Origin of the sequence: Xanthomonas sp. CFBP 8445, from assembly GCF_025666235.1 — a bacterium.
Lineage (GTDB): Bacteria > Pseudomonadota > Gammaproteobacteria > Xanthomonadales > Xanthomonadaceae > Xanthomonas_A > Xanthomonas_A indica.
On sequence record NZ_CP102594.1, the window covers coordinates 4,847,718 to 4,869,984 of the forward strand.

At 69.3% G+C, this 22,267-nt stretch carries 18 protein-coding genes; 7 read left to right on the forward strand and 11 right to left on the reverse strand.

Going from position 1 to position 22,267, the window contains the following annotated elements:
- The first annotated feature begins 28 nt into the window (after positions 1–28).
- Genes glyQ through glyS form a run of 3 tightly spaced genes read left to right on the forward strand, consistent with a single transcriptional unit; the run spans position 29 to position 3,448 of the window.
- Complete coding sequence (gene glyQ, locus NUG21_RS20875) at positions 29–937, forward strand: glycine--tRNA ligase subunit alpha (protein ID WP_263391923.1); 909 nt, start codon at positions 29–31, stop codon at positions 935–937.
- Between the two features lie 10 nt (positions 938–947).
- Positions 948–1,208: a hypothetical protein gene (locus NUG21_RS20880; protein ID WP_019797795.1), complete on the forward strand. Its 261-nt coding sequence runs from the start codon at positions 948–950 to the stop codon at positions 1,206–1,208.
- Positions 1,205–3,448, forward strand: coding sequence for a glycine--tRNA ligase subunit beta (glyS, locus tag NUG21_RS20885; protein ID WP_263391924.1), 2,244 nt, complete (start codon positions 1,205–1,207; stop codon positions 3,446–3,448). The genes NUG21_RS20880 and glyS overlap by 4 nt, the downstream gene beginning before the upstream one ends.
- A 791-nt stretch (positions 3,449–4,239) precedes the next feature.
- Here the strand turns inward: glyS and rep are convergent.
- Positions 4,240–6,216: a DNA helicase Rep gene (rep, locus tag NUG21_RS20890; RefSeq protein ID WP_160947478.1), complete on the reverse strand. Its 1,977-nt coding sequence runs from the start codon at positions 6,214–6,216 to the stop codon at positions 4,240–4,242.
- Positions 6,217–6,351: 135 nt separating this feature from the next.
- Between rep and NUG21_RS20895 the strand changes: the two genes are divergently transcribed.
- Together NUG21_RS20895 and NUG21_RS20900 are read left to right on the forward strand one after the other, a co-directional pair.
- Entirely contained in the window at positions 6,352–6,972 is a 621-nt protein-coding gene (locus NUG21_RS20895) for a thymidine kinase (RefSeq protein WP_263391925.1), read from the forward strand.
- A gap of 165 nt (positions 6,973–7,137) precedes the next feature.
- A complete protein-coding gene (locus NUG21_RS20900; RefSeq protein ID WP_242082657.1) occupies positions 7,138–7,896 on the forward strand; it encodes an SEL1-like repeat protein in 759 nt (252 codons plus the stop codon).
- A gap of 446 nt (positions 7,897–8,342) precedes the next feature.
- Here NUG21_RS20900 and NUG21_RS20905 read toward each other — a convergent pair whose 3' ends face one another.
- The 4 genes from NUG21_RS20905 to NUG21_RS20920 all read right to left on the reverse strand — a co-directional run bounded on the left by NUG21_RS20905 (position 8,343) and on the right by NUG21_RS20920 (position 12,716).
- Positions 8,343–9,947, reverse strand: a complete 1,605-nt coding sequence (locus NUG21_RS20905) for an OpgD/OpgG family glucan biosynthesis protein (protein WP_160947480.1) — start codon at positions 9,945–9,947, stop codon at positions 8,343–8,345.
- Between the two features lie 237 nt (positions 9,948–10,184).
- A complete protein-coding gene (gene mutM, locus NUG21_RS20910) occupies positions 10,185–10,997 on the reverse strand; it encodes a bifunctional DNA-formamidopyrimidine glycosylase/DNA-(apurinic or apyrimidinic site) lyase (protein ID WP_263391926.1) in 813 nt (270 codons plus the stop codon).
- A gap of 118 nt (positions 10,998–11,115) precedes the next feature.
- Complete coding sequence (locus NUG21_RS20915; RefSeq protein WP_242082653.1) at positions 11,116–11,460, reverse strand: EF-hand domain-containing protein; 345 nt, start codon at positions 11,458–11,460, stop codon at positions 11,116–11,118.
- A gap of 59 nt (positions 11,461–11,519) precedes the next feature.
- A complete protein-coding gene (locus NUG21_RS20920; protein WP_263391927.1) occupies positions 11,520–12,716 on the reverse strand; it encodes a DesA family fatty acid desaturase in 1,197 nt (398 codons plus the stop codon).
- Positions 12,717–12,848: 132 nt separating this feature from the next.
- Between NUG21_RS20920 and NUG21_RS20925 the strand changes: the two genes are divergently transcribed.
- Positions 12,849–13,691 carry an ABC transporter ATP-binding protein gene (locus NUG21_RS20925; protein WP_263391928.1) on the forward strand — a complete coding sequence of 281 codons (843 nt, stop codon included), beginning with the start codon at positions 12,849–12,851 and terminating at the stop codon, positions 13,689–13,691.
- Positions 13,692–13,907: 216 nt separating this feature from the next.
- On the opposite strand, the gene NUG21_RS20930 is transcribed toward NUG21_RS20925, so the two are convergent.
- The gene (locus NUG21_RS20930) at positions 13,908–14,360 is read right to left on the reverse strand and encodes a winged helix-turn-helix transcriptional regulator (protein WP_263391929.1); all 453 of its coding nucleotides are present in this window, start codon (positions 14,358–14,360) and stop codon (positions 13,908–13,910) included.
- Between the two features lie 132 nt (positions 14,361–14,492).
- On the opposite strand from NUG21_RS20930, the gene NUG21_RS20935 reads away from it, so the two are divergent.
- Complete coding sequence (locus NUG21_RS20935) at positions 14,493–15,398, forward strand: NmrA family NAD(P)-binding protein (RefSeq protein ID WP_263391930.1); 906 nt, start codon at positions 14,493–14,495, stop codon at positions 15,396–15,398.
- A 27-nt stretch (positions 15,399–15,425) separates the two neighbouring features.
- On the opposite strand, the gene mnmE is transcribed toward NUG21_RS20935, so the two are convergent.
- The 5 genes from mnmE to rpmH all read right to left on the reverse strand — a co-directional run bounded on the left by mnmE (position 15,426) and on the right by rpmH (position 22,006).
- The gene (gene mnmE, locus NUG21_RS20940) at positions 15,426–16,769 is read right to left on the reverse strand and encodes a tRNA uridine-5-carboxymethylaminomethyl(34) synthesis GTPase MnmE (protein ID WP_263391931.1); all 1,344 of its coding nucleotides are present in this window, start codon (positions 16,767–16,769) and stop codon (positions 15,426–15,428) included.
- A 31-nt stretch (positions 16,770–16,800) separates the two neighbouring features.
- Positions 16,801–19,542 carry a polysaccharide deacetylase family protein gene (locus NUG21_RS20945; protein WP_263391932.1) on the reverse strand — a complete coding sequence of 914 codons (2,742 nt, stop codon included), beginning with the start codon at positions 19,540–19,542 and terminating at the stop codon, positions 16,801–16,803.
- A 98-nt stretch (positions 19,543–19,640) separates the two neighbouring features.
- Positions 19,641–21,371: a membrane protein insertase YidC gene (yidC, locus tag NUG21_RS20950; protein WP_242082639.1), complete on the reverse strand. Its 1,731-nt coding sequence runs from the start codon at positions 21,369–21,371 to the stop codon at positions 19,641–19,643.
- 18 nt (positions 21,372–21,389) lie between these two features.
- Positions 21,390–21,827 (reverse strand): ribonuclease P protein component, encoded by a 438-nt coding sequence (rnpA, locus tag NUG21_RS20955; RefSeq protein ID WP_160947493.1) that lies wholly within the window; start codon positions 21,825–21,827, stop codon positions 21,390–21,392.
- Positions 21,828–21,865: 38 nt separating this feature from the next.
- A complete protein-coding gene (rpmH, locus tag NUG21_RS20960) occupies positions 21,866–22,006 on the reverse strand; it encodes a 50S ribosomal protein L34 (RefSeq protein ID WP_003469983.1) in 141 nt (46 codons plus the stop codon).
- Positions 22,007–22,267 lie beyond the last annotated feature (261 nt).

Sequence of the window (22,267 nt, forward strand, 5' to 3'; positions counted from 1 at the left end):
GCGCACCCCTCAACCGGCCCCCTGCGAGATGTCCGTCACCCGGTCCGTACCGATCACGTTCCAGGGTCTGATCCAGACCCTCAACCAGTTCTGGGCGCAGCACGGCTGCGTGCTGATCCAACCGCTGGACCTGGAAGTGGGCGCCGGCACCTTCCATCCGGCCACGTTCCTGCGCGCGCTCGGGCCGGAGCCGTGGAACGCGGCCTACGTGCAGCCCAGCCGCCGCCCCACCGACGGCCGCTACGGCGAGAACCCGAACCGCCTGCAGCGCTACTACCAGTACCAGGTGGCGATGAAGCCGAACCCGGACAACATCCAGCAGCTGTACCTGGATTCGCTCAAGGCGCTGGGCATCGATCCGCTGGTCCACGACCTGCGCTTCGTCGAGGACAACTGGGAATCGCCCACACTCGGTGCCTGGGGTCTGGGCTGGGAGGTGTGGCTCAACGGCATGGAAGTCACCCAGTTCACCTACTTCCAGCAGGCCGGCGGCCTGGAGTGCAAGCCGGTGCTGGGCGAGATCACCTACGGGCTCGAGCGCCTGTGCATGTACCTGCAGAACTGCGACAACGTCTACGACCTGGTGTGGACCTACGGCCCCGACGGCACGCCGGTCACCTACGGCGACGTCTACCACCAGAACGAGGTGGAGCAGAGCGCGTACAACTTCGAACACGCCAACGTGGCCGAGCTGTTCCACCGCTTCGACGCCTGCGAGCAGGAAGCGCAGGCGCTGGTCGAAGTCGGCCTGCCGCTGCCGGCCTACGAGCAGGTGACCAAGGCCAGCCACGCCTTCAACCTGCTCGACGCACGCCGCGCGATCTCGGTGACCGAGCGCCAGCGCTACATCCTGCGCGTACGCGCGCTGGCACAGGCGGTGGCCAAGGCCTACTACGCGCAGCGCGAGAAGCTGGGCTTCCCCGGCGTGAAGCGCTGAGGCACGGCCGATGCGGCCTGATCGGGAACTGTTCGTGGTGCTCGGCCTGCTGTGGTCGGCGCCGGTGGCGTTCGGCTACTTCTGCGCCTGGTGGGCGCAGCAGCGCGGGCGCAGCGCCTTCGGCTGGTTCCTGTTCGGCTTCTTCCTGCTGCCGGTGGCCGGATTGTGGCTGTTGGCGATCAACGGCGACGACCGCGATAGCCGCGGCGAGCCTAAAGACAAATCGATTGGGCGCGGCGACCTGCTGGCGACCCGGAAGGACGTGATATGAGCATGCACCCCCTGCTGATCGAACTGGGCACCGAGGAACTGCCGGTCAAGGCATTGCCGGGCCTGGCCCAGGCGCTGTTCGACGGCGTGATCGCCGGGCTGGAGAAGCGCGGCATCGCGGTCGAACGCGGCGACGCCAAGCCGCTGTCCACGCCGCGCCGGCTGGCGGTGCTGCTGCCGGGCGTGGCCGTCGAGCAACCGGAGCAGCGCGCGGAAGTGCTCGGCCCCTACCTCAACATCGCGCTGGACGCCGACGGCCAGCCGACCAAGGCGCTGCAGGGGTTCGCCGCCAAGGCCGGGATCGACTGGACCGCGCTGGAGCGCACCAGCGACGCCAAGGGCGAGCGCTTCGTGCACCGCGCGGTGAACCCGGGCGCGCGCACCGCCACGCTGCTGCCGGAGATCCTGCGCGAGGCGATCGCGGCAATGCCGATCCCCAAGCCGATGCGCTGGGGCGATCACGATTACGGCTTCGCGCGGCCGGTGCAGTGGCTGGTGCTGCTGTTCGGCAGCGAGGTGGTGCCGATGCCGCTGTTCGGCGTGGAGGCCGGCCGCGACAGCCGCGGCCATCGCTTCCTGCACGACGCGCCGGTGCCGCTGGCGCAGCCCGGCGACTATGTGGCCGCGCTGCAGGCCGCGCAGGTGCTGGTGGACCCGGACCTGCGCCGCGCGCGCATCGTCGCCGAGGTCGAACAGGCCGCGCGTGAGGCAGGTGGCAGCGCGCGCATCGCCGAGGACAACCTGGAGCAGGTGGTGAACCTGGTCGAATGGCCGTCGGCGGTGCTGTGCAAGTTCGAGCCGGCGTTCCTGGCGGTGCCGCAGGAAGCGCTGATCGAGACCATGGAGAGCAACCAGAAGTTCTTCCCGGTGCTGGATGCCGGCGGCAAGCTCACCGAGCACTTCATCGGCATCGCCAACATCGTCTCGCGCGACGTCGCCGAAGTGGCCAAGGGCTACGAGCGGGTGATCCGCCCGCGCTTCGCCGACGCCAAGTTCTTCTTCGACGAAGACCTCAAGCAGGGCCTGGAGGCGATGGGCGCCGGCCTGGCCAGCGTCACCTATCAGGCCAAGCTCGGCAGCATCGCCGACAAGGTGCAGCGCGTGGCTGCGCTGGCCGAGGCGATCGCCGCGCAGGTCGGCGTGGACCCGGCGCAGGCGCGCCGTGCCGCCGAGCTCAGCAAGAACGACCTGCAGTCGCGCATGGTCAACGAGTTCCCGGAACTGCAGGGCATCGCCGGCCGCCACTACGCGCTCGCCGCCGGCGAACCGAGCGAGATCGCCCTGGCGATCGACGAGGCCTACCAACCGCGCTTCGCCGGCGACGACATCGCGCTGTCGCCGCTTGGCAAGGTACTGGCGATCGCCGAACGCCTGGACACGCTGGCCGGTGGCTTCGCCGCCGGGTTGAAGCCGACCGGCAACAAGGATCCGTTCGCGCTGCGGCGCAATGCGCTGGGGTTGGCGCGGACGGTGATTGAGAGTGGGTTTGATCTCGAACTGAAGACGCTCCTATCGACTGCTGCGACCCAGGCAATGGAGGCGATTCGACGCTCTGCGTTGCTGAAGAAGCTGGATGCCGCAGCACAGGCGAAGCGCGAAGGCGCTGAGACTGCGCCCGGCCAACATCAAGTGGGCGCGGTTTCACTGGAGCAGGTCGAAGAGATCTTCGACTTCATCGTCGACCGCCTGCGCGGTTACTACACCGATAAGGGTGTCCCGGCAACGCAGTTCAACGCGGTGGCCGCGCTGTTCTCGGTCGCGGCTGAAGCCGCTCCTACAAAGGACACGGCGGCGTCCGTAGGAGCCGTTTCAACCGCAACCGCAGCGCTCGGCTCGCTCTACGACTTCGACCGTCGCATCGACGCGATCGGCACCTTTGCCGCGTTGCCGGAGGCCGAGGCACTGGCGGCGGCCAACAAGCGCATCCGCAACATCTTGCGCAAGGCCGAGGGCGAGATTCCGGCGCAGGTCGACGCGGGCCTGCTGCGTGAACCGGCCGAACGCGCGCTGGCCGAGGCGGTGGAAGCGGCCATCGCCGAGACCGACGGCGCGCTGCGCCAGCACGACTACGTCACCGTGTTGAACTTCCTGGCGCGGCTGCGTCCGCAGGTGGACGCGTTCTTCGACGGCGTGATGGTCAACGCCGACGACCCGGCGCTGCGCCGCAACCGCCTGGCCCTGCTCAAGCGCCTGGGCGACCGCCTCGGCAGCGTCGCGGCGATCGAGCACTTGTCGGCGTAAGCGCCAACTTCGTCATCCGGAACGGGCCGCCTAGCGCGGCCCGTTTTCGTTTCATCGCGATGGCTGCCGCCACGATGCGCGGCGCCACTGGCTTCGACAGGCACCAATGCGTCGGGACTGAAGTCCCTCCCACACCGTCTCCAGCCCGCTCTCCGCAAGCACAGACTTCAGTCGCGACGCGCGAACGCCGGCAAGCTCCACAGCAAACCAAGGAAGCGCCCGACTAGATCCTGTCCGCGGTGCGCATACAGCCGACGGTGTGCAGCCCCCTGCTCAAGCCCCTCTCCCCCGAGAGGGGTTGGGGTGAGGGTACGGCGCGAAGCGACTCGCGCAGTGTGAGTGCACGAGGCTGCGCCCGACCCTCATCCGACCCTGCGGGGCACCTTCTCCCGCAGAGAGAAGGAACAGCCGGCTAGCCCCTCTCCCCTCGGGAGAGGGGTCGGGGTGAGGGTACGGCGCGAAGCGACTCGCGGAGCGTGAGCGCGCGAGGCTGCGCCCGACCCTCGTCCGCCCCTGCGGGGCACCTTCTCCCGGTGGGAGACGGAACAGCCGGCTAGCCCCTCTCCCCTCGGGAGAGGGGTCGGGGTGAGGGTACGGCGCGAAGCGACCCGTGTGTGGGTGCACGAGGCTTCGCCCGTACCCTCATCCGCCCTTCGGGGCACCTTCTCCCACAGGGAGAAGGAACAGCGCCAAGTCCACGCACTACACGCACTAAACCCAAGCCTCACCACCCGCAGCGCAACGCACCCCGCCGTTACGAATCCCCAATCCCAATTCCCCAACCCCGGCTCTCAATCGAACAACGCCTGGATCGCCGCCAACCCCGCGTTGGCGCGCTCCTTCTTGCGCGCTGCGTCGGCCACCGGGTCGGCGCCGTCGCGCTGCATTTCCTCGGCCGGGATCTCGTCGAAGAAGCGGCTGGGCTTGAGCCGGATGTGCTCGCCGAACTTGCGGGTGAGCTTGCTGTAGCTCATCCACAGCTGCTCCTTGGCGCGGGTGATGCCCACGTACAGCAGGCGCCGTTCTTCCTGCAGGTTGCCCTCTTCCAGGCTGACCTCGTGCGGCAGCACGCCGTCCTCGCAGCCGACGATGAACACGTAGCGGAACTCCAGGCCCTTGGACGCGTGCATGGTCATCATCCGCACCTGGTTGCCGCCGTCGTCCTTGTCGTTGCGCGACAGCAGCGCCAGCTGCGCGGCCAGGTCGCCGACGGTGGCGCCGCGCGGGCCGCCTTCGAACCACTTGGCCAGTTCTTCCAGGTTGCCGCGGCGGCGCTGGAAACTCGCTTCGTCCTTGCACTGGCTGCGCAGTTCGCGGATCAGCCCCGACTGCTCGGCCAGTTGGCGCACCACGTCGGCCGAGGACAGCGTGGTCGAGGCCGCGCGCAGTTCGTGCAGGATGTCGACGAAGTCGCTCAGGCCGTTGGCCGCGCGCGGCGGCAACTGCTGCAGCGCGCCCACCGACTCGGCCGCGCGCGACATCGGCAGGTGCTTGGCCGAGGCCAGTTCGGCCAGCTTGGCCAGCGAGGTCGCGCCGACCTCGCGCTTGGGCGCCTGCACCGCGCGCAGGAACGCCGCGTCGTCGTCGGGATTGACCAGCAGGCGCAGCCAGGACAGCACGTCCTTGACCTCCTGCCGCTCCAGGAACGCGGTGCCACCGGTGATGTGGTACGGCACGCCGGCCATCTGCAGCGCCTTTTCCAGCGGCCGCGACTGGAAGTTGCCGCGGAACAGGATGCAGAAGTCGCTCCACGGCACCTGCTTGGCGGTGCCCAGGTAGGCGATCTCGGCTGCCACCTTTTCCGCCTCGTGCTCGCTGTCGCGGCACTCCCACACGCGGATGCGCTCGCCGTCGGCCTGGTCGCTCCACAGCGTCTTCAGGTGCTCGTGCGGGTTATGCGCGATCAGGGCATTGGCCGCGCGCAGCACGCGGTTGGAGCAGCGGTAGTTCTGCTCCAGCTTGATGATCTGCAGGGCCGGGTAGTCGCGGCCCATCTGCATCAGGTTTTCCGGATTGGCGCCGCGCCAGGCGTAGATGCTCTGGTCGTCGTCGCCCACGCAGGTGAAGTTGCCGCGCGGGCCGGCCAGCATCTTCAGCAGGCGGTACTGCGCGTCGTTGGTGTCCTGGCTTTCGTCCACCAGCAGGTAGCCGATGCGTTCGCGCCAGGCCATCACGATGTCCTCGTTCTCCTCCAGCACCTGCACCGGCAGGCGGATCAGGTCGTCGAAGTCCACCGCATTGAAGGTGCTCAACCGCGCCTGGTAGCGCTCGTACAGGCTGGCCGCTTCCTGCTCGCGGTTGCTGCGCGCCGCCGCCATCGCCTGTTCCGGCGACAGCCCGGCGTTCTTGGCGCGCGAGATCAGGTTCTTGGCGTCCTCGATCGCATCGGGCTTGGCGCCGGGCATCAGGTCCTTGATCTGCGCGGCGGCATCGTCGGCGTCGAAGATCGAGAAGCCGCGCTTCAGTCCCACCGCGGCATGTTCGATCTGCAGGAACTTCAGCCCCAGGGCGTGGAAGGTGCAGATGGTCAGGCCGTCGGCGGCCTCGCTGCGGATGCGCTTGGCCACGCGCTCGCGCATTTCCTTGGCCGACTTGTTGGTGAAGGTGATCGCGGCGATGCGCTTGGCCGGGTAGCGGCCACTGGCGATCAGGTGCGCGATCTTTTCCACGATCACGCGGGTCTTGCCGCTGCCGGCGCCGGCCAGCACCAGCAACGGACCCTCGCAATGCAGGACCGCGGCGCGTTGGGGAGGATTGAGACCGTGCATGAAGACTTCCCTTGGCCGCGCATTGTACCGGGCGCCGGCCGGCGGCGACGCCCCGCCTCCGCGCCGGCGCTGAACCCGTTCGCGATCCGGCCGACGAAGGCCGGGGCGCGCGGCCGCCGCGCTAGAATCGGCGGCATGGCGAAACTGTATTTCTACTATTCGGCGATGAACGCCGGCAAGACCACCACGCTGCTGCAGTCGGCGCACAACTACCGCGAGCGCGGCATGCGCACGGCGATCCTGACGCCGCGGCTGGACCACCGCGCCGGCAGCGGCGTGATCGCCTCGCGCATCGGCCTGCGCGCCGACGGCATGCCGTTCGTCGCCGAGACCGATCTGCTGGCCACCATCGAGGCCGATATCGCCAGCCACGGGCCACTGCATTGTGTGCTGGTGGACGAGGCCCAGTTCCTCAGCCGTGCGCAGGTCTGGCAGCTCAGCGAAGTGGTCGACCAGCTGCGCATCCCGGTGCTCTGTTACGGCCTGCGCACCGATTTTCGCGGCGAACTGTTCGAGGGCAGCCAGTACCTGCTGGCCTGGGCCGACGAACTGCAGGAGATCAAGACCATCTGCCACACCGGCAGCAAGGCGACGATGACCGTGCGCGTGGACGAGAACGGCCACGCGGTGCAGGACGGCCCGCAGGTGGAGATCGGCGGCAACGAGCGCTACGTGTCGGTCAGCCGCCCCGAGTTCAAGAAGATCATGCGCGGCGAAGGCCGCATCGATCCGCTGCAAATCGCGCTGCCGCTGTAACGCGACTGCAACCGCCGACGCACCGTGCTGGTGCGTCAGGTCTGGAGGCGATGAACCGTGGCTGACGCGTGCCGCACGCGCGGCGGTGCCTATGCCATCAGTCTATGGAGCGCCCCCGGGCGGCATGCCTAGAATCGCGCCGATCGCACTCATGGGATGAGGAACATGCTTTCGTTGAAAGGATTTTTCGCCGGCAGCGCTACCGCATTGGCCTGTGCCCTGCTGCTTGCCCTCCCCGGCCCTGCCACTGCGGCCCCGGGCGACCACACCTTCCAGGACATCCCGGCGCAGGTCCTGACCGACGGCTTCCTCGACGCGCACCTGGACCTGTTCTATCGCCGCGCCGGCATCCGCGCCGACAAGAAGGGCGAGTACGCCGAGGCCAGGAAGCAGTACCAGTTGGCCGCCCGCTATGCCGACAAGCCGTCGCAGGCGCGGCTGGGCGAAATGTACTGGGAAGGCCAGGGCGGCGCCGCCGACCATACGATGGGCTTCCTGTGGATGGCGCTGGCCGCCGAGCGCGGCTACGACCAGTTCGGCGCGCGCAAGATGGAGTACTGGAACCAGCTGACCCCGGACGAGCGCAAGCGCGCGGTCGAGCTCGACAAGTCCATGCTCGCCGAGTACGGCGACCAGGTCGCCAAGCCGCGCCAGGAAGCGGTATTGCGGCGCGAAGCGATGCGCAGCACCGGCGGCCTGCTCGGCCACTCCGGTGCGGCCGGCCCGCTGTCGATCAACGGCCCGCGCGGCGGCAGCATCGATCCGGAAGTGTTCTACGCCAAGCAGTTCTGGGAACCGAGCGCGTACTGGAAGCTGCAGGACCAGGTGTGGGACGGCCGCACCCCGGGCCGGGTCGACATCGGCGATGTCGAGGACATCAGCACGCAAGCCGCGCCGCCGCCGCAGGAGCCGGCCAAGCACTGAGCGCGGGTCCGCCCTTGCGTCGCGCTTGTGGCGCGGCGCGAAGAGGGCCGGGACTGAAGTCCCTCCCACAGGAGAAGGCCCCGGTATCACCGCGTACTGCTAGGGCGGCAACGCCTGTCTGTATGCTGGATCGGCGGTGGGGCCCGCCTTATCGGTTAGGAGCGGTCGCGGCTGAAGCCGCTCCTACGGTTGGGCGGTCGGCCTGCGGGCGCCACAGATATGTGCTTCGTTGGGGGCGCGTCAATGCAGCTGCAACGTTGTACACGTTGTAGGAGCGGCTTCAGCCGCGACGAAGCAATACGTCGGCTGACGGGTCACCCCAGCGCTGACGCATCAGAATGCATCCAGGGCATCCCGGCCCGCGCTCACCCATCCGCCAAAGGTGTGGCCGCCTGCACTTCGAAGATACGACGGGCACACACTTCGGTCTTGCATACCCAGCCTGCTCAATACACCTTGCGCTCGGCCGCCGGCGGTGGCGTCCACTGGTACAGCCAGGTCTCGGTCAGCGGGCGCTCGCCGCTGCGCAGGTACAGGCGGATGTCGATCTGCTCGCTGCCGTCGTCCGGCGGCACCACGTCGAACATCGCGCGGTAGCCGGAAATCTCGTGCAGCGGCCGGGCCGAAACGATTTCGGTGCGGCCGCGGTTGAGCTGCAGCACCGCCTCGACCTTGGCGTCCTTCTCCTTGCCGAGCTTGGCCAGCTCGCCGCCGGCGAAATCCACCGCGAAGCGCCACGAGAAATAGTGGCGCTTCTGCCCGACCACGCCGCCCAGGCCGGTACGGGTGGCCACGCAGTGCGCCAGCGACGAGGACGCCGGCGGCTGCGCGCCCCAGTACAGGCGGTAGCCGAACAGCAGCTCCTGGCCCGGCTGCGGCTTGTCCTGCGGATTCCAGAACGCGACGATGTTGTCGAAGGTCTCGTCGACGGTGGGGATTTCCACCAGTTGCACCGAGCCCTTGCCCCAGCCCTGCTTCGGCTCCACCCACAGGCACGGGCGCTTCTCGTAGAACACGCCGTCGTCCTGGTAATGATCGAAATTGCGGTCGCGCTGCAGCAGACCGAAGCCACGCGGATTCTCGTCGACGAACATGTTGAAGCGCAGGTGCGGCGGATTGCACAGCGGCCGCCAGATCCACTCGCCGCCGCCGGTCCACATCGCCAGGCCGTCGGTGTCGTGGATCTCCGGCCGCCAGTCCCAATCCATGCGGCGATCGTTCTCGCCGACCTGGTACATGCTGGTGCACGGACCCAGGCCCAGGCGCTCGATGGTCTTGCGCGGATACAGCGCGCTGTCGATGTCCATCAGCAGCACGTCGCCGTTGGTGATCGCGAAGCGGTAGGCGCCGGCCACGCTGGGCGAATCCAGCAACGCGTACACCACCACCGTGTCCGAGCCGGCCTTGGGCTGTTCCAGCCAGTAGGCGATGAAGTCCGGGAATTCCTCCGGCCCGCCGGTGCCGGTATCGATCGCCAACCCGCGCGCCGACTGGCCGTACTGGCCTTCCTTGCCCACCGCACGGAAGTAGCTGGCGCCGAGGAAGGCGGCGAAGTCGCGGTCGGTGTCCTGCTTGGTGTTGAGACGGAAGCCGGCGAAGCCCAGCTCCTTCGGCAGCGGCTTGCCCTTCAACCCGCTGCTGCCGTAGTCGAACGCCGCGCTGTCGTAGGCCAGTTCCTGCGCCTGCCCGTCCACCAGGTCGAACATGTGCACCGGCGTCTTGAAATACAGGCCCAGGTGGAAGAACTTGGCCTGGAACTTCGGCCCCTGCTCGGCCGCCCACAGCGCGTGATCCTGGCGGTAGCGGATCGACTGGTACTGGTCCCAGGTCAATCCCTCCACCGGCGCCGGCAGCACCCGCTTGTGGCTCTGGTACGGCGCCTGGGCCATGGCCCGCGCGTGGCCCTTGAGCCACGCGTAGTCGAACGGCTGCGGCGTGCCCAGGCGGCGCAGGCCCACCGCGGGGGCGGCCTGGCCGAGCATCGGCATTGCCGGCAAGCCCATGGCGGCGAAGGCGGCGGCGGCGTTCTTGAGGAAATCGCGTCGTTGCATGGCCGGGATCGAAACGGAAAAGGACGCTCATCATAGACAAGCGGTGCCGAAGGCGGCGGTGATGGCGCCGGTGCGGTGGAATCCGCGGGCACGGGCGCGCCGGACGGCCGAGACCTGGCGAGTGGGACGCGTCTTCCCGCCCCTGCCTCCCGGATTTGGCAATGCGGACCGGGCAAGAGCTCTACCCGCGCCGAGCCGACTGCGTCATCTGCACACCACGGCGAGCGCCGCCATCGCTCAGCGCTGGCAGTGGCCGCACCAGACGCTGGCGCGCTGGCCGATGCTGGCGTGGCGCAAGGTGCGCCCGCAGCGCTTGCAGGCCTCGCCCTCGCGGCCGTACACCGACAGTTCCTGCTCGAAGTAGCCCGGCGCCCCGTCCGGGCTGATGAAATCGCGCAGCGTCGTGCCGCCGCGCTGGATCGCATAACCCAGGATCGCCTTGGCTGCCTCGGCCAGGCGCGCGTAGCGGGCGCGCGACACCTCGCCGGCCTCGCGCAGCGGACTGATACCGGCCTGGAACAGGCTCTCGGCAGCGTAGATGTTGCCCACCCCGACCACGATGCGCTGATCCATCAGGAACGTCTTCACCGGCGCGGTGCGGCCGCGGCTGAGCCGGAACAGATGATCGCCGTCGAACGCATCCGACAGCGGCTCCGGCCCCAGTTCGGCAAGCAACGGATGGGTCTCGCCCGGCGCCTGCCACAGCAGGCAGCCGAACCGCCGCGGATCATTGAAGCGGAGCACCCGGCCGTCTTCCAGGCTGATGTCGACGTGGTCGTGCGCCCGCGGCGGCGTGTCGCCCGGCAGCACGCGCAGACTGCCGGACATGCCCAGATGCAACAGCGCGCTCCCGACCGCGGTGTCCAGCAACAGATACTTGGCCCGCCGGCGAATCCCGTCGATGCGCTGCCTGGGCAACTGCTCCGCGACCTCCGGCGGAATCGGCCAGCGCAGATCCGGCCGCCGCAGGATCACCCCATGGATGCGCCGCCCCGACAGATGCGGCTCCAGGCCGCGCCGGGTGGTTTCGACTTCGGGGAGTTCGGGCATGGGTTCGTTGAGTGTCGCAGGTAGATGGACAAGCTTAGCGGGCGCGAGGTGCCCTTCCGCTGAAGCATGGGTCGGCGGATGGACACCGCACGCAGGGCGCGACGGGCGCAGGCAGCGCTCACTGCGGCGGCGCCGCCAACTCCCGCGCGCTGAGGTAGCCGTCGCCGTTGGTGTCCTGCTTGCGGAAGCGGGCGGTCAGGGTGGCGAGGTGTTGCGCGCGGGTGATCGGCGGGCCGCGGCCACCGGGCAGTTCGGCAGGGCTGAGCACGCCGTCGTGGTCGCGGTCGCGCGCATCGAAGGCGTAGCTCATCCAGGCCAGGTATTCGTCCAGGCTGACACGGCCGTCGCCGTCGCGGTCCATGCGCTGCAGGTAGCTGGCGGTGCTGTCGATCGCCTGCGCCTGGGCGTCGGCGATGCCACCAGCGAACAGGGCGCCGGCGAGGCTCAGCGTCGACAAGGCCATCAACGACGAACGCCGCGCAAGGCGGCGTTCGTGCGACCGGGTGCGCGGTGCGCCGCGGCTCATGCCAGGGCGTAGCCCTTCAATCGCGCCGCGTACGCCTGCAGCGCGGCGATGCCGCTGGCTTCGGCGTCGTGGCACCAGGCTTGCAGGTGCTTGAGGCGTTCGCTCGCGTCATGGGTGCGCGCTTCCAGCAGAGCCGCCAGGCGCGCGCGGTGCTCGACCAGCGTGCGCATGCGCGGGCGCTGTGCCACCCAGTGCTGCAACTGTTCGCGCGCATCGGGCTTGAGCCAGCGGCCGTCGTCGACCAGGCCCTTGCGTAGGCGCCGCGGCAGCAACTTGCGCAGCTTGGCGCCGGCCTGCGCGGCTTCTTCCTTCAGCGCGGGCTTGAACACGTTGCGCTGGTAATCGGTCATCGCCTGGAAGCGATGCGACAGCAGCGCGCGCAGGGTGTCGGCGTCGGGCACGGCGATGTTCGGGCGCACGTCCAGGGTCGGCGCCACGCGCAGGATCTTGGCCAGGCGCAGGGCGGCCAGCGCACGGATCGCGATCCAGCCGATGTCCAGTTCCCAACGGCGCATCGAGAAGCGCGCCGAGCTCGGGAAGGCATGGTGGTTGTTGTGCAGCTCTTCGCCGCCGATCCACAGCGCCCACGGCGTCAGATTGGTCGAGGTGTCGGCAGACTCGAAGTTGCGGTAGCCCCACCAGTGGCCCAAGCCGTTGATCACGCCGGCGGCCCAGAACGGGATCCAGGCCATCTGCAGCGCCCACAGGGCGATGCCGGGCAGGCCGAACAGCGCGAAATTGACCACGAACAGCGCCAGCGGCCCCAGGTTCGCGTGCGGGGTGTACAGGTGCCGCTCGATCCAGTCGTCCGGCGCGCCCTTGCCGTACTGCTCGATGTCGCCGCGCTGGGTGCGCGCTTCGCGGTACAGCTCCACGCCACGCCAGAACACGCGGGCAATGCCCTTGGTCTGCGGGCTGTGCGGATCTTCCTCGGTCTCCACCTTGGCGTGGTGCTTGCGATGGATCGCCACCCACTCCTTGGTGATCATCGAGGTGGTGAACCAGGTCCAGAAACGGAAGAAGTGCGACAGCAGCGGATGGAAATCCACGCCGCGGTGCGCCTGGCTGCGGTGCAGATACAAGGTCACCGCGAAGATGGTGAGCTGGGTGAACAGCAGCAGCACGGCCAGCATGCCCCACCAGCCGACGCCGAGCAGGCCGTTGCCGAGGAAGTCGAGGATCGCGTCGAACATTGCCAGAAGCTCCAGAGCGTAGGACGGCGTAGGGTCAGGACATGATGGGGGTTGCGACTGCAAACTTCACCCGGCGCTCGCGTATGGTATTCAGCCGCCAAGCGCTTCCGATCACAGAACGGTGTCGGTTCCATGTCAGTCGCCTCTCCCCACGCAACCCCTGTGCCAGCATCTGCGCCGCTGATCGAACTGGACCGCGCCAGCGTCGTGCGCGGCCAGGTCCGCGTGCTGCACGCGCTGAGCCTGCGCATCGCACTCGGCCAGCACACCGCCATCCTCGGCCCGAACGGCTGCGGCAAATCCTCGTTCATCAAGCTCATCACCCGCGAGCTGTATCCGCTGGCGCGCGCCGGCGAGGAACCGGCGGTGCGGGTGCTCGGCCAGAGCCGCTGGCAGGTGGATCGGCTGCGCAGCCAGTTGGGCATCGTCACCGGCGATCTCAGCGTCAATCTCGCCGACATGCCCGGGCTGGATGTGGAAAGTGCGGTGCTGTCCGGATTCTTCGCCAGCTATGTGGTGCCGCCGCACCGCGAGGTGACCGAGGCAATGCGGGCGCGGGCGCGCGAGGCGCTGCAGGCCGCGCACGCGCTGCCGCTGCTGCGGCGCCCCTACGCCGAATTGTCGGCCGGCGAAACCCGACGCGTGCTGATCGCGCGCGCCCTGGTCAACCGGCCGCAGGCGTTGCTGCTGGACGAACCCAGCACCGGGCTGGACCTAGTCGCACGCGAGCACCTGCTGGCGACGATGCGCGACCTCGCCCGCCAGGGCATCACCCTGGTGTTGGTCACGCACCACATCGAAGAGATCGTGCCGGAGATCGCGCGGGTGATCCTGCTGCGCGAGGGCCAGGTGTACGCCGATGGCACGCGCGAGGACCTGCTGGCCGATGCGCCGTTGTCGGCGGTATTCGGCGGACCGGTGCGGGTGCAGCGCGACGGCGACAGCTACAGCGCGCGGGTGATCGCGGAGCGCTGATCCGGGGTTGCCGAGGTCGGGCGTTCGGGGCCGTCGGGTTTGCGGGGTTGCGAGATGCCGCAGGTGATGCGGGTGATGCGGAAATGTCCGTAGGAGCGGCTTCAGCCGCGATCGGGCGTTCCAGTAAAGCCCGTCGCGGCTGAAGCCGCTCCTACGTATCTACGTATGGGGCGTCCTCGGTGATCAGCAGCTCCGCCATTCGTGCTCACACTGCGCTCAGCCAGCGGCAGCGCGCGCGCTCGGCGTCGGTGCATCGCTCTCGAACGCGGCGCGCGCGCTGCGGATCTGCGCGTGGTGATCGGCAGCCCAGCGCACCAGCGGCGCCAGCACCACGCTCAGCGATTGGCCCAGCGGAGTGAGCCGGTATTCCACCCCAGGCGGCACGGTCGGCAGCACCTCGCGTGCGACCAGCCCTTCGCGCTGCAGGTCGCGCAGGGTCTGGGTCAGCATGCGCTGGGAGATGTCCGGCAGCGCGCGGCGCAGTTCGCCGAAGCGGTGCGGGCGTTCGGCCAGCAGCATCACGAACAGGGTGCTCCACTTGTCGCCGATCTGCGCCAGCACGTCGCGCACCGGGCACTGGTCGATGGCCATGCCGGCGCGCTGGTAGTCCTGCAATTGCTGGCTCATCAGCACGTCGCAGGTGGCGGCCGGCGGTACGACGATGTCCATGGAGGTTACCTTGAGGTAAGCAGGGGCGGAAAAAGTGCCGTCTTTACAGGTCGGCCGAGGTCTCTAGGATAGACCAGGTTCCTTTTCCAGACCAAGGCGTCCAGCGACGCCCCCTTCCTCAGGAGACCTGTCATGTCCGCATCTTCCGACTCCCTGCTCGTCACCGGCGCCGGCGGCCACTTCGGCCAGCGCGTGCTCGCGCACCTGCTCGACACCCTGCAGATCGCGCCATCGCGCGTGGTGGCGATGACCCGCCAGCCCGAACGCCTGGCCGCCTGGGCGGCGCGCGGCGTGGACGTGCGCCACGGCGATTTCGACGACGCCCCCTCGCTCGACGCAGCGTTCCGCGGCGCCGGCCGCGTGCTGCTGATCAGCACCGACGCACTGGACCGCCCCGGCCACCGCCTGCAGCAGCACCAGGCGGCGATCGCCGCGGCCGAGCGCGCCGGCGTCGGCCACCTGGTCTACACCTCCTGCCCGGAACCGCACGGCTCGCCGCTGCTGTTGGCCACCGACCATGCCGGTACCGAAGACGCCCTTGCCGCCAGCGTCCTGCCCGCCTGGACCGTGCTGCGCAACCACTGGTACTTCGAGAATCTGTTCATGAGCCTGCCGTCGGTGCTGGCCTCGGGCCAGTGGTACAGCGCGGCCGGTGATGGCGGCATCGCCCACATCGCCCGCGACGACCTGGCCCGCGCTGCCGCGGTCGCCCTGGCCAGCGGCGACGGCAAGCGCACGCTCACCCTCAGCGGCGCCCGCGCCTACACCACCGCCGAGATCGCCGCACTGGTCGCCCAGGTCCTGGACGTACGGATCCAGGTGGTGCCGGTGCCGGTCGAGGGCCTGGTGCAGGGCATGGTCGGTGCCGGCCTGCCCGAGCCGGTCGCGCGCGTCTATGCCTCGTTCGACACCAACACCGCGGCCGGCCGCGTCGCCACGGTCACTGGCGACTACCAGGCGCTGACCGGGCAGGCACCGCTGCCGTTCGAACAGTGGCTGCAGGACCAGCGCGCGCAGCTGGCGGCGTTGAAGCCGTAAGCAGGCTCGGTGGCGCGCGCGTGCGCGCTACTTGCCGATGCAGAAGCTGGAGAAGATCCGCCCAAGCAGGTCGTCGGCGCTGAGCGTGCCGACGATCTCGCCGAGCGCGGCATGCGCCAGGCGCAGTTCCTCGGCGGCCAGCTCCAGGCGTTCGTGCTGCAGTTCCGCGGCGGCCGCATCGGCGTGGCTTGCGGCGCGCTGCAGCGCGTCGACGTGGCGCGCACGTGCGGAGAACTCGCCGTCGCCGCCCTCGCCGGCCGCGGCGCCAGCGATCGCGCGCAATTGCGCGTGCAACTGCTCCAAGCCACTGCCGGTGGCGGCGGAGACATAGACGCGTTCGGCGCTGGCGGCAGGTACAGCAGCGAGCAGGTCGCTCTTGTTGTGGATCCACAGGCGCTGCGGCACCTCGGCGATGGCATCGGCGATCGCCGCATGGCCGGCCTCGGCCTCGCGCGCATCGAGCACGATCAGCGCCAGGTCGGCGCGCTGCAGTTCCTGGCGCGCGCGGCGCATGCCCTCGCGCTCGATCGCATCGCCGCCCTCGCGCAGGCCGGCGGTGTCGACCAGGGTCAGTTCCACGCCATCCAGGCGCACGGTCTCGTGCAAGGTGTCGCGGGTGGTGCCGGCGATGTCGGTGACGATGGCGCGGTCGCTGCCGGCCAGCGCGTTGAGCAGGGAACTCTTGCCGGCATTCGGTGGGCCGACCAGCACCGCGTGCAGGCCATCGCGCAGGCGCCGGCCGCGTTCGGCGTCGACGCGTAGCTGCGCCAGATCCGCGCGCGCCTGCTCCAGCCCGGCGCGGACCTGCGCACCGCCCAGCGTGTCCAGCGCCTCGTCGGCGAAATCGATCGCCGCTTCGATGTGGATGCGCAGGCGGATCAAGTGTTCGGCCAGGTCGTCGACGCGGCGCGAGAACACCCCGTCCAGCGAGCGCCGCGCCGCACGTGCCGCGCGCAGGTCGCCGGCAGCGATCAGGTCGGCGATCGCCTCGGCCTGGGCCAGGTCGAGCTTGCGGTTGAGGAAGGCGCGTTCGCTGAACTCGCCCGGGCGCGCCGGCCGCGCGCCGAGTTCGCAGCAGCGCGCCACCAGGTGCCGCAGCAGCACCGGGCTGCCATGCGCCTGCAGTTCCAGCACGTCCTCGCCGGTGAAGCTGCGCGGCGCCGGGAACCACAGCGCGATGCCGTCGTCCACGACCTCGCCATGCGCGTCGCGGAAACGCGCGTAGCGGGCGCTGCGCGGCACCAATCCGCCAAGACCGAGACCGGCGGCAACGGCCGCCGCCGCCGGACCCGACACGCGCACCACGCCGACGCCGCCCGCACCAGGGGCGGTGGCGATGGCGGCGATGGTGTCGGTGGCGGAAGACGGCATGGCGAGGGCGGCAGGTTGGTGGTGCGATGGATTACAGCGTCTGCAATTGGCCGCGGACGTAGGCGGCCGACGCACCGTTGGGTTGCAGTTCGAGGTAGGTCTGGAAGGCGCGCTTGGCCTTGGCGGCATCGCCCAGCTGGCGGTAGGCGTCGCCCAGGTTGACGTAGGCCACCGCACGCGAGGGGTCGATCTTCAGCGTGTTCTCCAGCCAGCGCACGGCCTGCGCGTACTTGCCCTGGCGATAGTAGATGAAGCCCAGGTTGTTGGCCGCCAGCGCGAAGTCCGGGCGCAGCTTCAGCGCCTCGGTGAACTGCGCTTCGGCCTCGTCGTAGCGCTTCTCCTTGTACAGCTGCAGGCCGCGGTCGTTGGCGCGCTGCGCGCGCTGCCGGTCGGACACCGGGCCGGCCGCCGCCGGCACCGCCAGCGGCCGCTCGCCGCCCTGCAGGTCCTTGACCACCACCGCCGGCTTGGCCGGGGCGGCCGGCGCGTCGGCGCTGCTGGCGCCGGCGTTCGGCGTCGCGGTCGATGCCGGCGCGGCCGCATCGACGCGGTCGTTCATCGCGATCGCCGCCGAGGACAGTTGCTGCGTGCTGGCGGTGAGGAATTCCTCGCCCTCCGGCACCTGCAGCACGAACTCGCCGCCCTGCGAACCGGGTAGGCTGCCGAACGCGGGCGTCTGCTGCGAGATGCTCGACACCGCCGGCGCCACGTAGGCCGCCAGCTCGGTGCCGGTGATCAGGCCGTCGCCGTTGAGGTCGGCCTTGCCCGACAGCGCCTGCAACAGCACCCAGGTGAACACCGAATGGCCGTTGGGGCCGCTGTCGGCGACCTGCTGGTCGGCGCCGCCGGCGGTGAGCATCTGCCGGGCGATGCGCCGCGCGTTCTCGCGCAGGTAGGCGCTGGTGCCGCCGCCGCGGGTCAGGCCCAGGCCGCTGTAGCACGCGTCCATCACGAACAGCACGTGCTTGGCTTCCAGGCTTTCGGCGATGTCCTGGATCTCGGTCATCGGAATCGCGTCGGTGGCGAACTGCGCCGGGTCCGAATCGGCGGGGATGATGTAGCCGAGGTCGCGTCCGGAGGCCAGCTTGCGGGTCGCGCCATGGCCGGCGAAGAACACGAACACGCGATCGTTCTTGCCCACGCCGCCGTGCGCGAGCCGATCGTGGAAGGCGGCCAGGATGTTGTTGCGGGTGGCTTCCTGGTTCTTCAGCACGATCACCTGCGACGAGGGGAAGCCGAAGCTGCCGGTGAGCGTCTGCGCGATCGCCTGTGCATCGTTGGCCGCGTACTGCAGCTTGGGCCAGTGCGCGTAGTCGTCGATGCCGATGACGATCGCCCACGACTTGTCGTAGCCGCTGGTCACCGCCGGTGCGGCAGCGTTGCTGGCCGCGCGCGCCACGCTGAAGTCGCGCCCGTTCCAGGCGGCGAACTGGTAGCCGTCGGCGCTGAGCCGGTCCAGGATCTGCGGCAGCGCCTTGACCGTGCGTTCGTGGATGTCGTGGAACAGCAGGATGCCGCGCTGCTCGCGGCCGACCTGCTCGAGCACGCGCTGCACGATCGACTCCGGCACCGGGTCGGCCCAGTCCAGCGAATCCACGTTCCACATCACCGACTTCAGCCCGGCCTCGCCGAGGATCTGCATGCCCTCGGCGTTGCGCGCGCCATAGGGGAAGCGGAACAGCGGTGCACGCTTGGCATCGACCGCGCGCAGCATGCGGTCGGTGTCGAGGATCTGGCTGCGCAGCGCGGCGCCGGTTTCCTTGGACAGTTGCGCGTGGGTCAGGCTGTGGTTGCCGACGGTGTGGCCCTGCTCCATCAGGCTGCGGCTGACGTTGGCCAGCGGCGACAAGTCGACCTTGCCATCGGGCTCCAGCTTGCCCAGGTTGCGGCCGACTTCGAAGAACGTGGCCGGCACGTCGTAGCGCTTGAGGATGGCGACGATCTCGTCGGTGTACGCGCGGTGCGGGCCGTCGTCGAAACTCAGCACCACGGTCTTCGGCGGGAGGTCGCGGCCGAACACCTCGCGGTCGCTGTCCTTCATCGACATCGGGTACGGCGTGATCACGCCGTAGTCGCGCAGGATCGCCTCGCGCGTGTACAACGTGCCCAGGTGGGCGACGTAGTCCTCCCACTTCTCGCGCTTCTGCACGATCGCGCGGGTGCGATCGAAGCGGCTGAAGATCGCGGTGATCTCGCGGTTGTAGGTGCGCTCGATTTCGTCGAGCGCCTCCAGGTCCTCGCCGATGCGCTGGTGCAGCTTGATCGCCGGCAGCGAGGAATCCTTGCCGATGCGCAGCTGCCAGTCGGCGAGAATCTCGCGGAATGCCAGGCGGTCGGCGTCGTACAGGTCCGGTGCCGATTCGACGTAGTCCAGCAGGCTGCCGACCGCGGCGAAGCGCTGCGGATCGGGCAGCGCCAGCAGCGCATCGAACTGCCTGGCCAGCGCCTCGCGGCGCTCCAGGCCCTCATGGAACAGTTGCTGGCCGACGCTGCTGGATGTCTGCCGGTCGGCCGGCGACTGCCTGGCCTCGTCGGCCAGCAGCACGATGATCTTGCGCTGCGCCGCCAGCTGCGCCTGCAGGCCTTGCAGCAGCGCCGTGGCCTGGGTCTGCAACGCCGGCGAGCCGGGGATGGCGATCGCCGCCTCGGGCGATGCGGGCTTGGCGGCCGCCGTCTCGCTGCCGGCCGGCGAGCGCTGGCAGGCGGCCAGGGCCAACGCGAGCAGGCCGATCACGGCCACGGATGGCGACAACGGACGACGGCGCTTGCGCATGACCACGGACTCGCGAGCAAGGCGTTGCGGAAACGCACACGCTGGCGCCTTCCCCAGCCGCATGCGCAACGCCCGCCGGAGGGCGGGCGTTGTCGGGTTTACTTCTTGGCCTTGGCCGGGGGCTTACCGCTGCCGCCACCGCCGGCAGTGGCCGGTTCGCCGTGGCGCTTGGTCATCCACCACTGCTGCAACAAGCCCAGCGAACCGTTGGTGACCCAGTACAGCACCAGGCCGGACGGCACGAAGGCCATCATCACGCCGAACACCAGCGGCATGAACTGCATCATCTTGGCCTGCACCGGATCCATGCCCGGCGACGGCGTCAGCTTCTGCGTCAGCCACATCACCGCCACGTTGATCACCGGCAGGATGAAATACGGATCGCGCGCGGTCAGATCCTGGATCCAGGCGAACCACGGCGCCTGACGCAGTTCCACCGACTCCACCAGCACCCAGTACAGCGCGAAGAAGATCGGCATCTGGATCAGCACCGGCAGGCAGCCGCCCATCGGGTTGATCTTCTCCTTCTTGTACAGCTCCATCATCGCCGTCTGGAACTTCTGCTTGTCGTCGCCGTAGCGCTCCTTGAGCTGCTGGATGCGCGGCTGGAACTTGCGCATCTTGGCCATGCTCTTGTACTGCGCGGCCGACAGCGGATACAGGATCAGCTTGAGCAGCACCACCAGGCCGACGATCGACCAGCCCCAGTTGCCGAGCAGGCTGTGCAGATGGCTGAGGATCCAGAACAGGCCCTGGCCCAGCAGCGCCATCAGCGAGAACCGGCTGTAGTCGACCACGCGATCCAGGCCGCGCACGTTCTCCTTGGCGATCTGGCTGACCAGCTTCGGGCCGACCCACAGCCGCGCCTCGGTGCTGGCGCTGGCGCCCGGCGCCACGGTGAAGCCCGGGCCGCGCGCTTCGATCACGTGCCGCGGACCGTCGTTGGACAGCACGTACAGCGCCTGCTGGTCGGTCTGCGGAATCCAGCTGGTGAAGAAGTGGTGCTGCAGCAGCGCGATCCAGCCGCCGGAGATGGTCTGGTTGAGCGGGCCGTCCTCCAGGTAGTCCTTGAACGCGCGGCGCTGATAGCCATCGGCCGGGCTGAACCAGGTGGCGCCGTTGAAGCTGAAGGAATCCGGATTGGTCATGCCGCGGCTGACGATGGTCGGCACCCGGCTCAGCTTGCGGAACACATAGCCCTGCCACGGCTTGCTGCCGTGGTTGATGACCTCGTCGCGCACCTGCACGGCGTAGTGGCCGCGCTGCAGGGTGTAGATGCGACGGATGCTGACGCCATCCGGGCCGTTCCACACGAACGGCACCTGCAGGCTGTCCTGGCCCTTGGCCAGCACGTAGTCCTTGCCCGGCTGCTCGGGGCGGAAGCCGCCCGGGCCCGGCGACGGCGAATTGTGCTCGCCCACCCAGCCGCTGGTGGCGGTGTACGGATGCGCCGCGTCCTCGGTCAGCAGTTGCACCGGCGGGCTGCCGGGCTGCTTGGTCTGCGGGAACAGCAGCAGGTCGGCGTCGAACACGCTGCGGCCATCCAGGGTCAGGCGCAGCACATCGGTGGTGACGGTGACGCGCGGCGCGGCGCTGGCCGCGGCGGTCTCGGGTGTGGTGCTGGCCGGCGCGGTACCGGGCACCGTGGCCTGCGGCACCGCGGGCGCATGCGTGGCGCCGGCATCGGCGTCCTGCGCCGGCGGCACCGTTGTCGCCGCCGCGACCGTCGTCGCAGTGGCGTTCGGCGCATGCTCCTTGTTCCACTCCATCCACAACAGCGCCGCGACCATCAGCCAGGCGAAAATCAGGAAAAGGCGGGTCTGGTTCATCGGACAGGCAAGCTCGGCTCAGCCAGAAGCGGTTTCTGACGTGGAAGTGGGGGAAGAAGGACGAAGAGGCGGCGGCATTGTGCCGTCCGCGGCCGGGGCCGGCAATGCGCCGGCGCGACGCAGCAGGCGCTCATAGGCCTGGCGCAGTTGCACGCCGCTGGCCTGGGCGGCGGCGCTGCGCGCCACCACCACGTAATCGCCGGGCGCCAGCCACGGCAGCAGCTGCCGCGTGGCCTCACGCAGAACGCGCTTGATGCGGTTGCGCACGACCGCGCGCTTGTCGACCTTGCGCGACACCGCCAACCCCAGCCGCGCCGGGTGCGGCGCACTGCGCCAGTGCAGGCTCATCAGCGGCTCGGAGCAGCGGCGCGCGGCATCGAACACGACGCGGTATTCCGCAGACGTGCGAACCCGCGCAGAGCGAGGAAATCGCCTACGCGGGTCGGGAGGATTCACGGTCCGGATTGCAGGCGCCGCCTGGGGCGGCGAAGCAATCAAGCGCTCAGGCGCTTGCGGCCCTTGGCGCGGCGGCGGGCCAGGATCTTGCGGCCGTCGGCGGTGGCCATACGGGCACGGAAGCCGTGGTCGCGCTTGCGCTTGAGGTTGCTGGGCTGGAAGGTGCGCTTGGTGGCCATCGGGGCGCTCTGATCTGAATGGGGCGGAAAGAACCGGAAATTCTATAGGACCACTCACGGCTCGGTCAACTCCCTGTACCGGCTACGCCCGTCAGGCCCCCGCCGCGACCTGTGGATGGATCTGTGAATAGCCATGGGAAAACCATTCCCGACCCTGCGCGCCGGTGGTAGTCTGATCCATCCGCTTTCCTCTCCCACCGGCCGAATGCGCCGCGCCCGAGCGCGCCCTTCATGCCCGGTCTATCGACGAATTTAGATCTG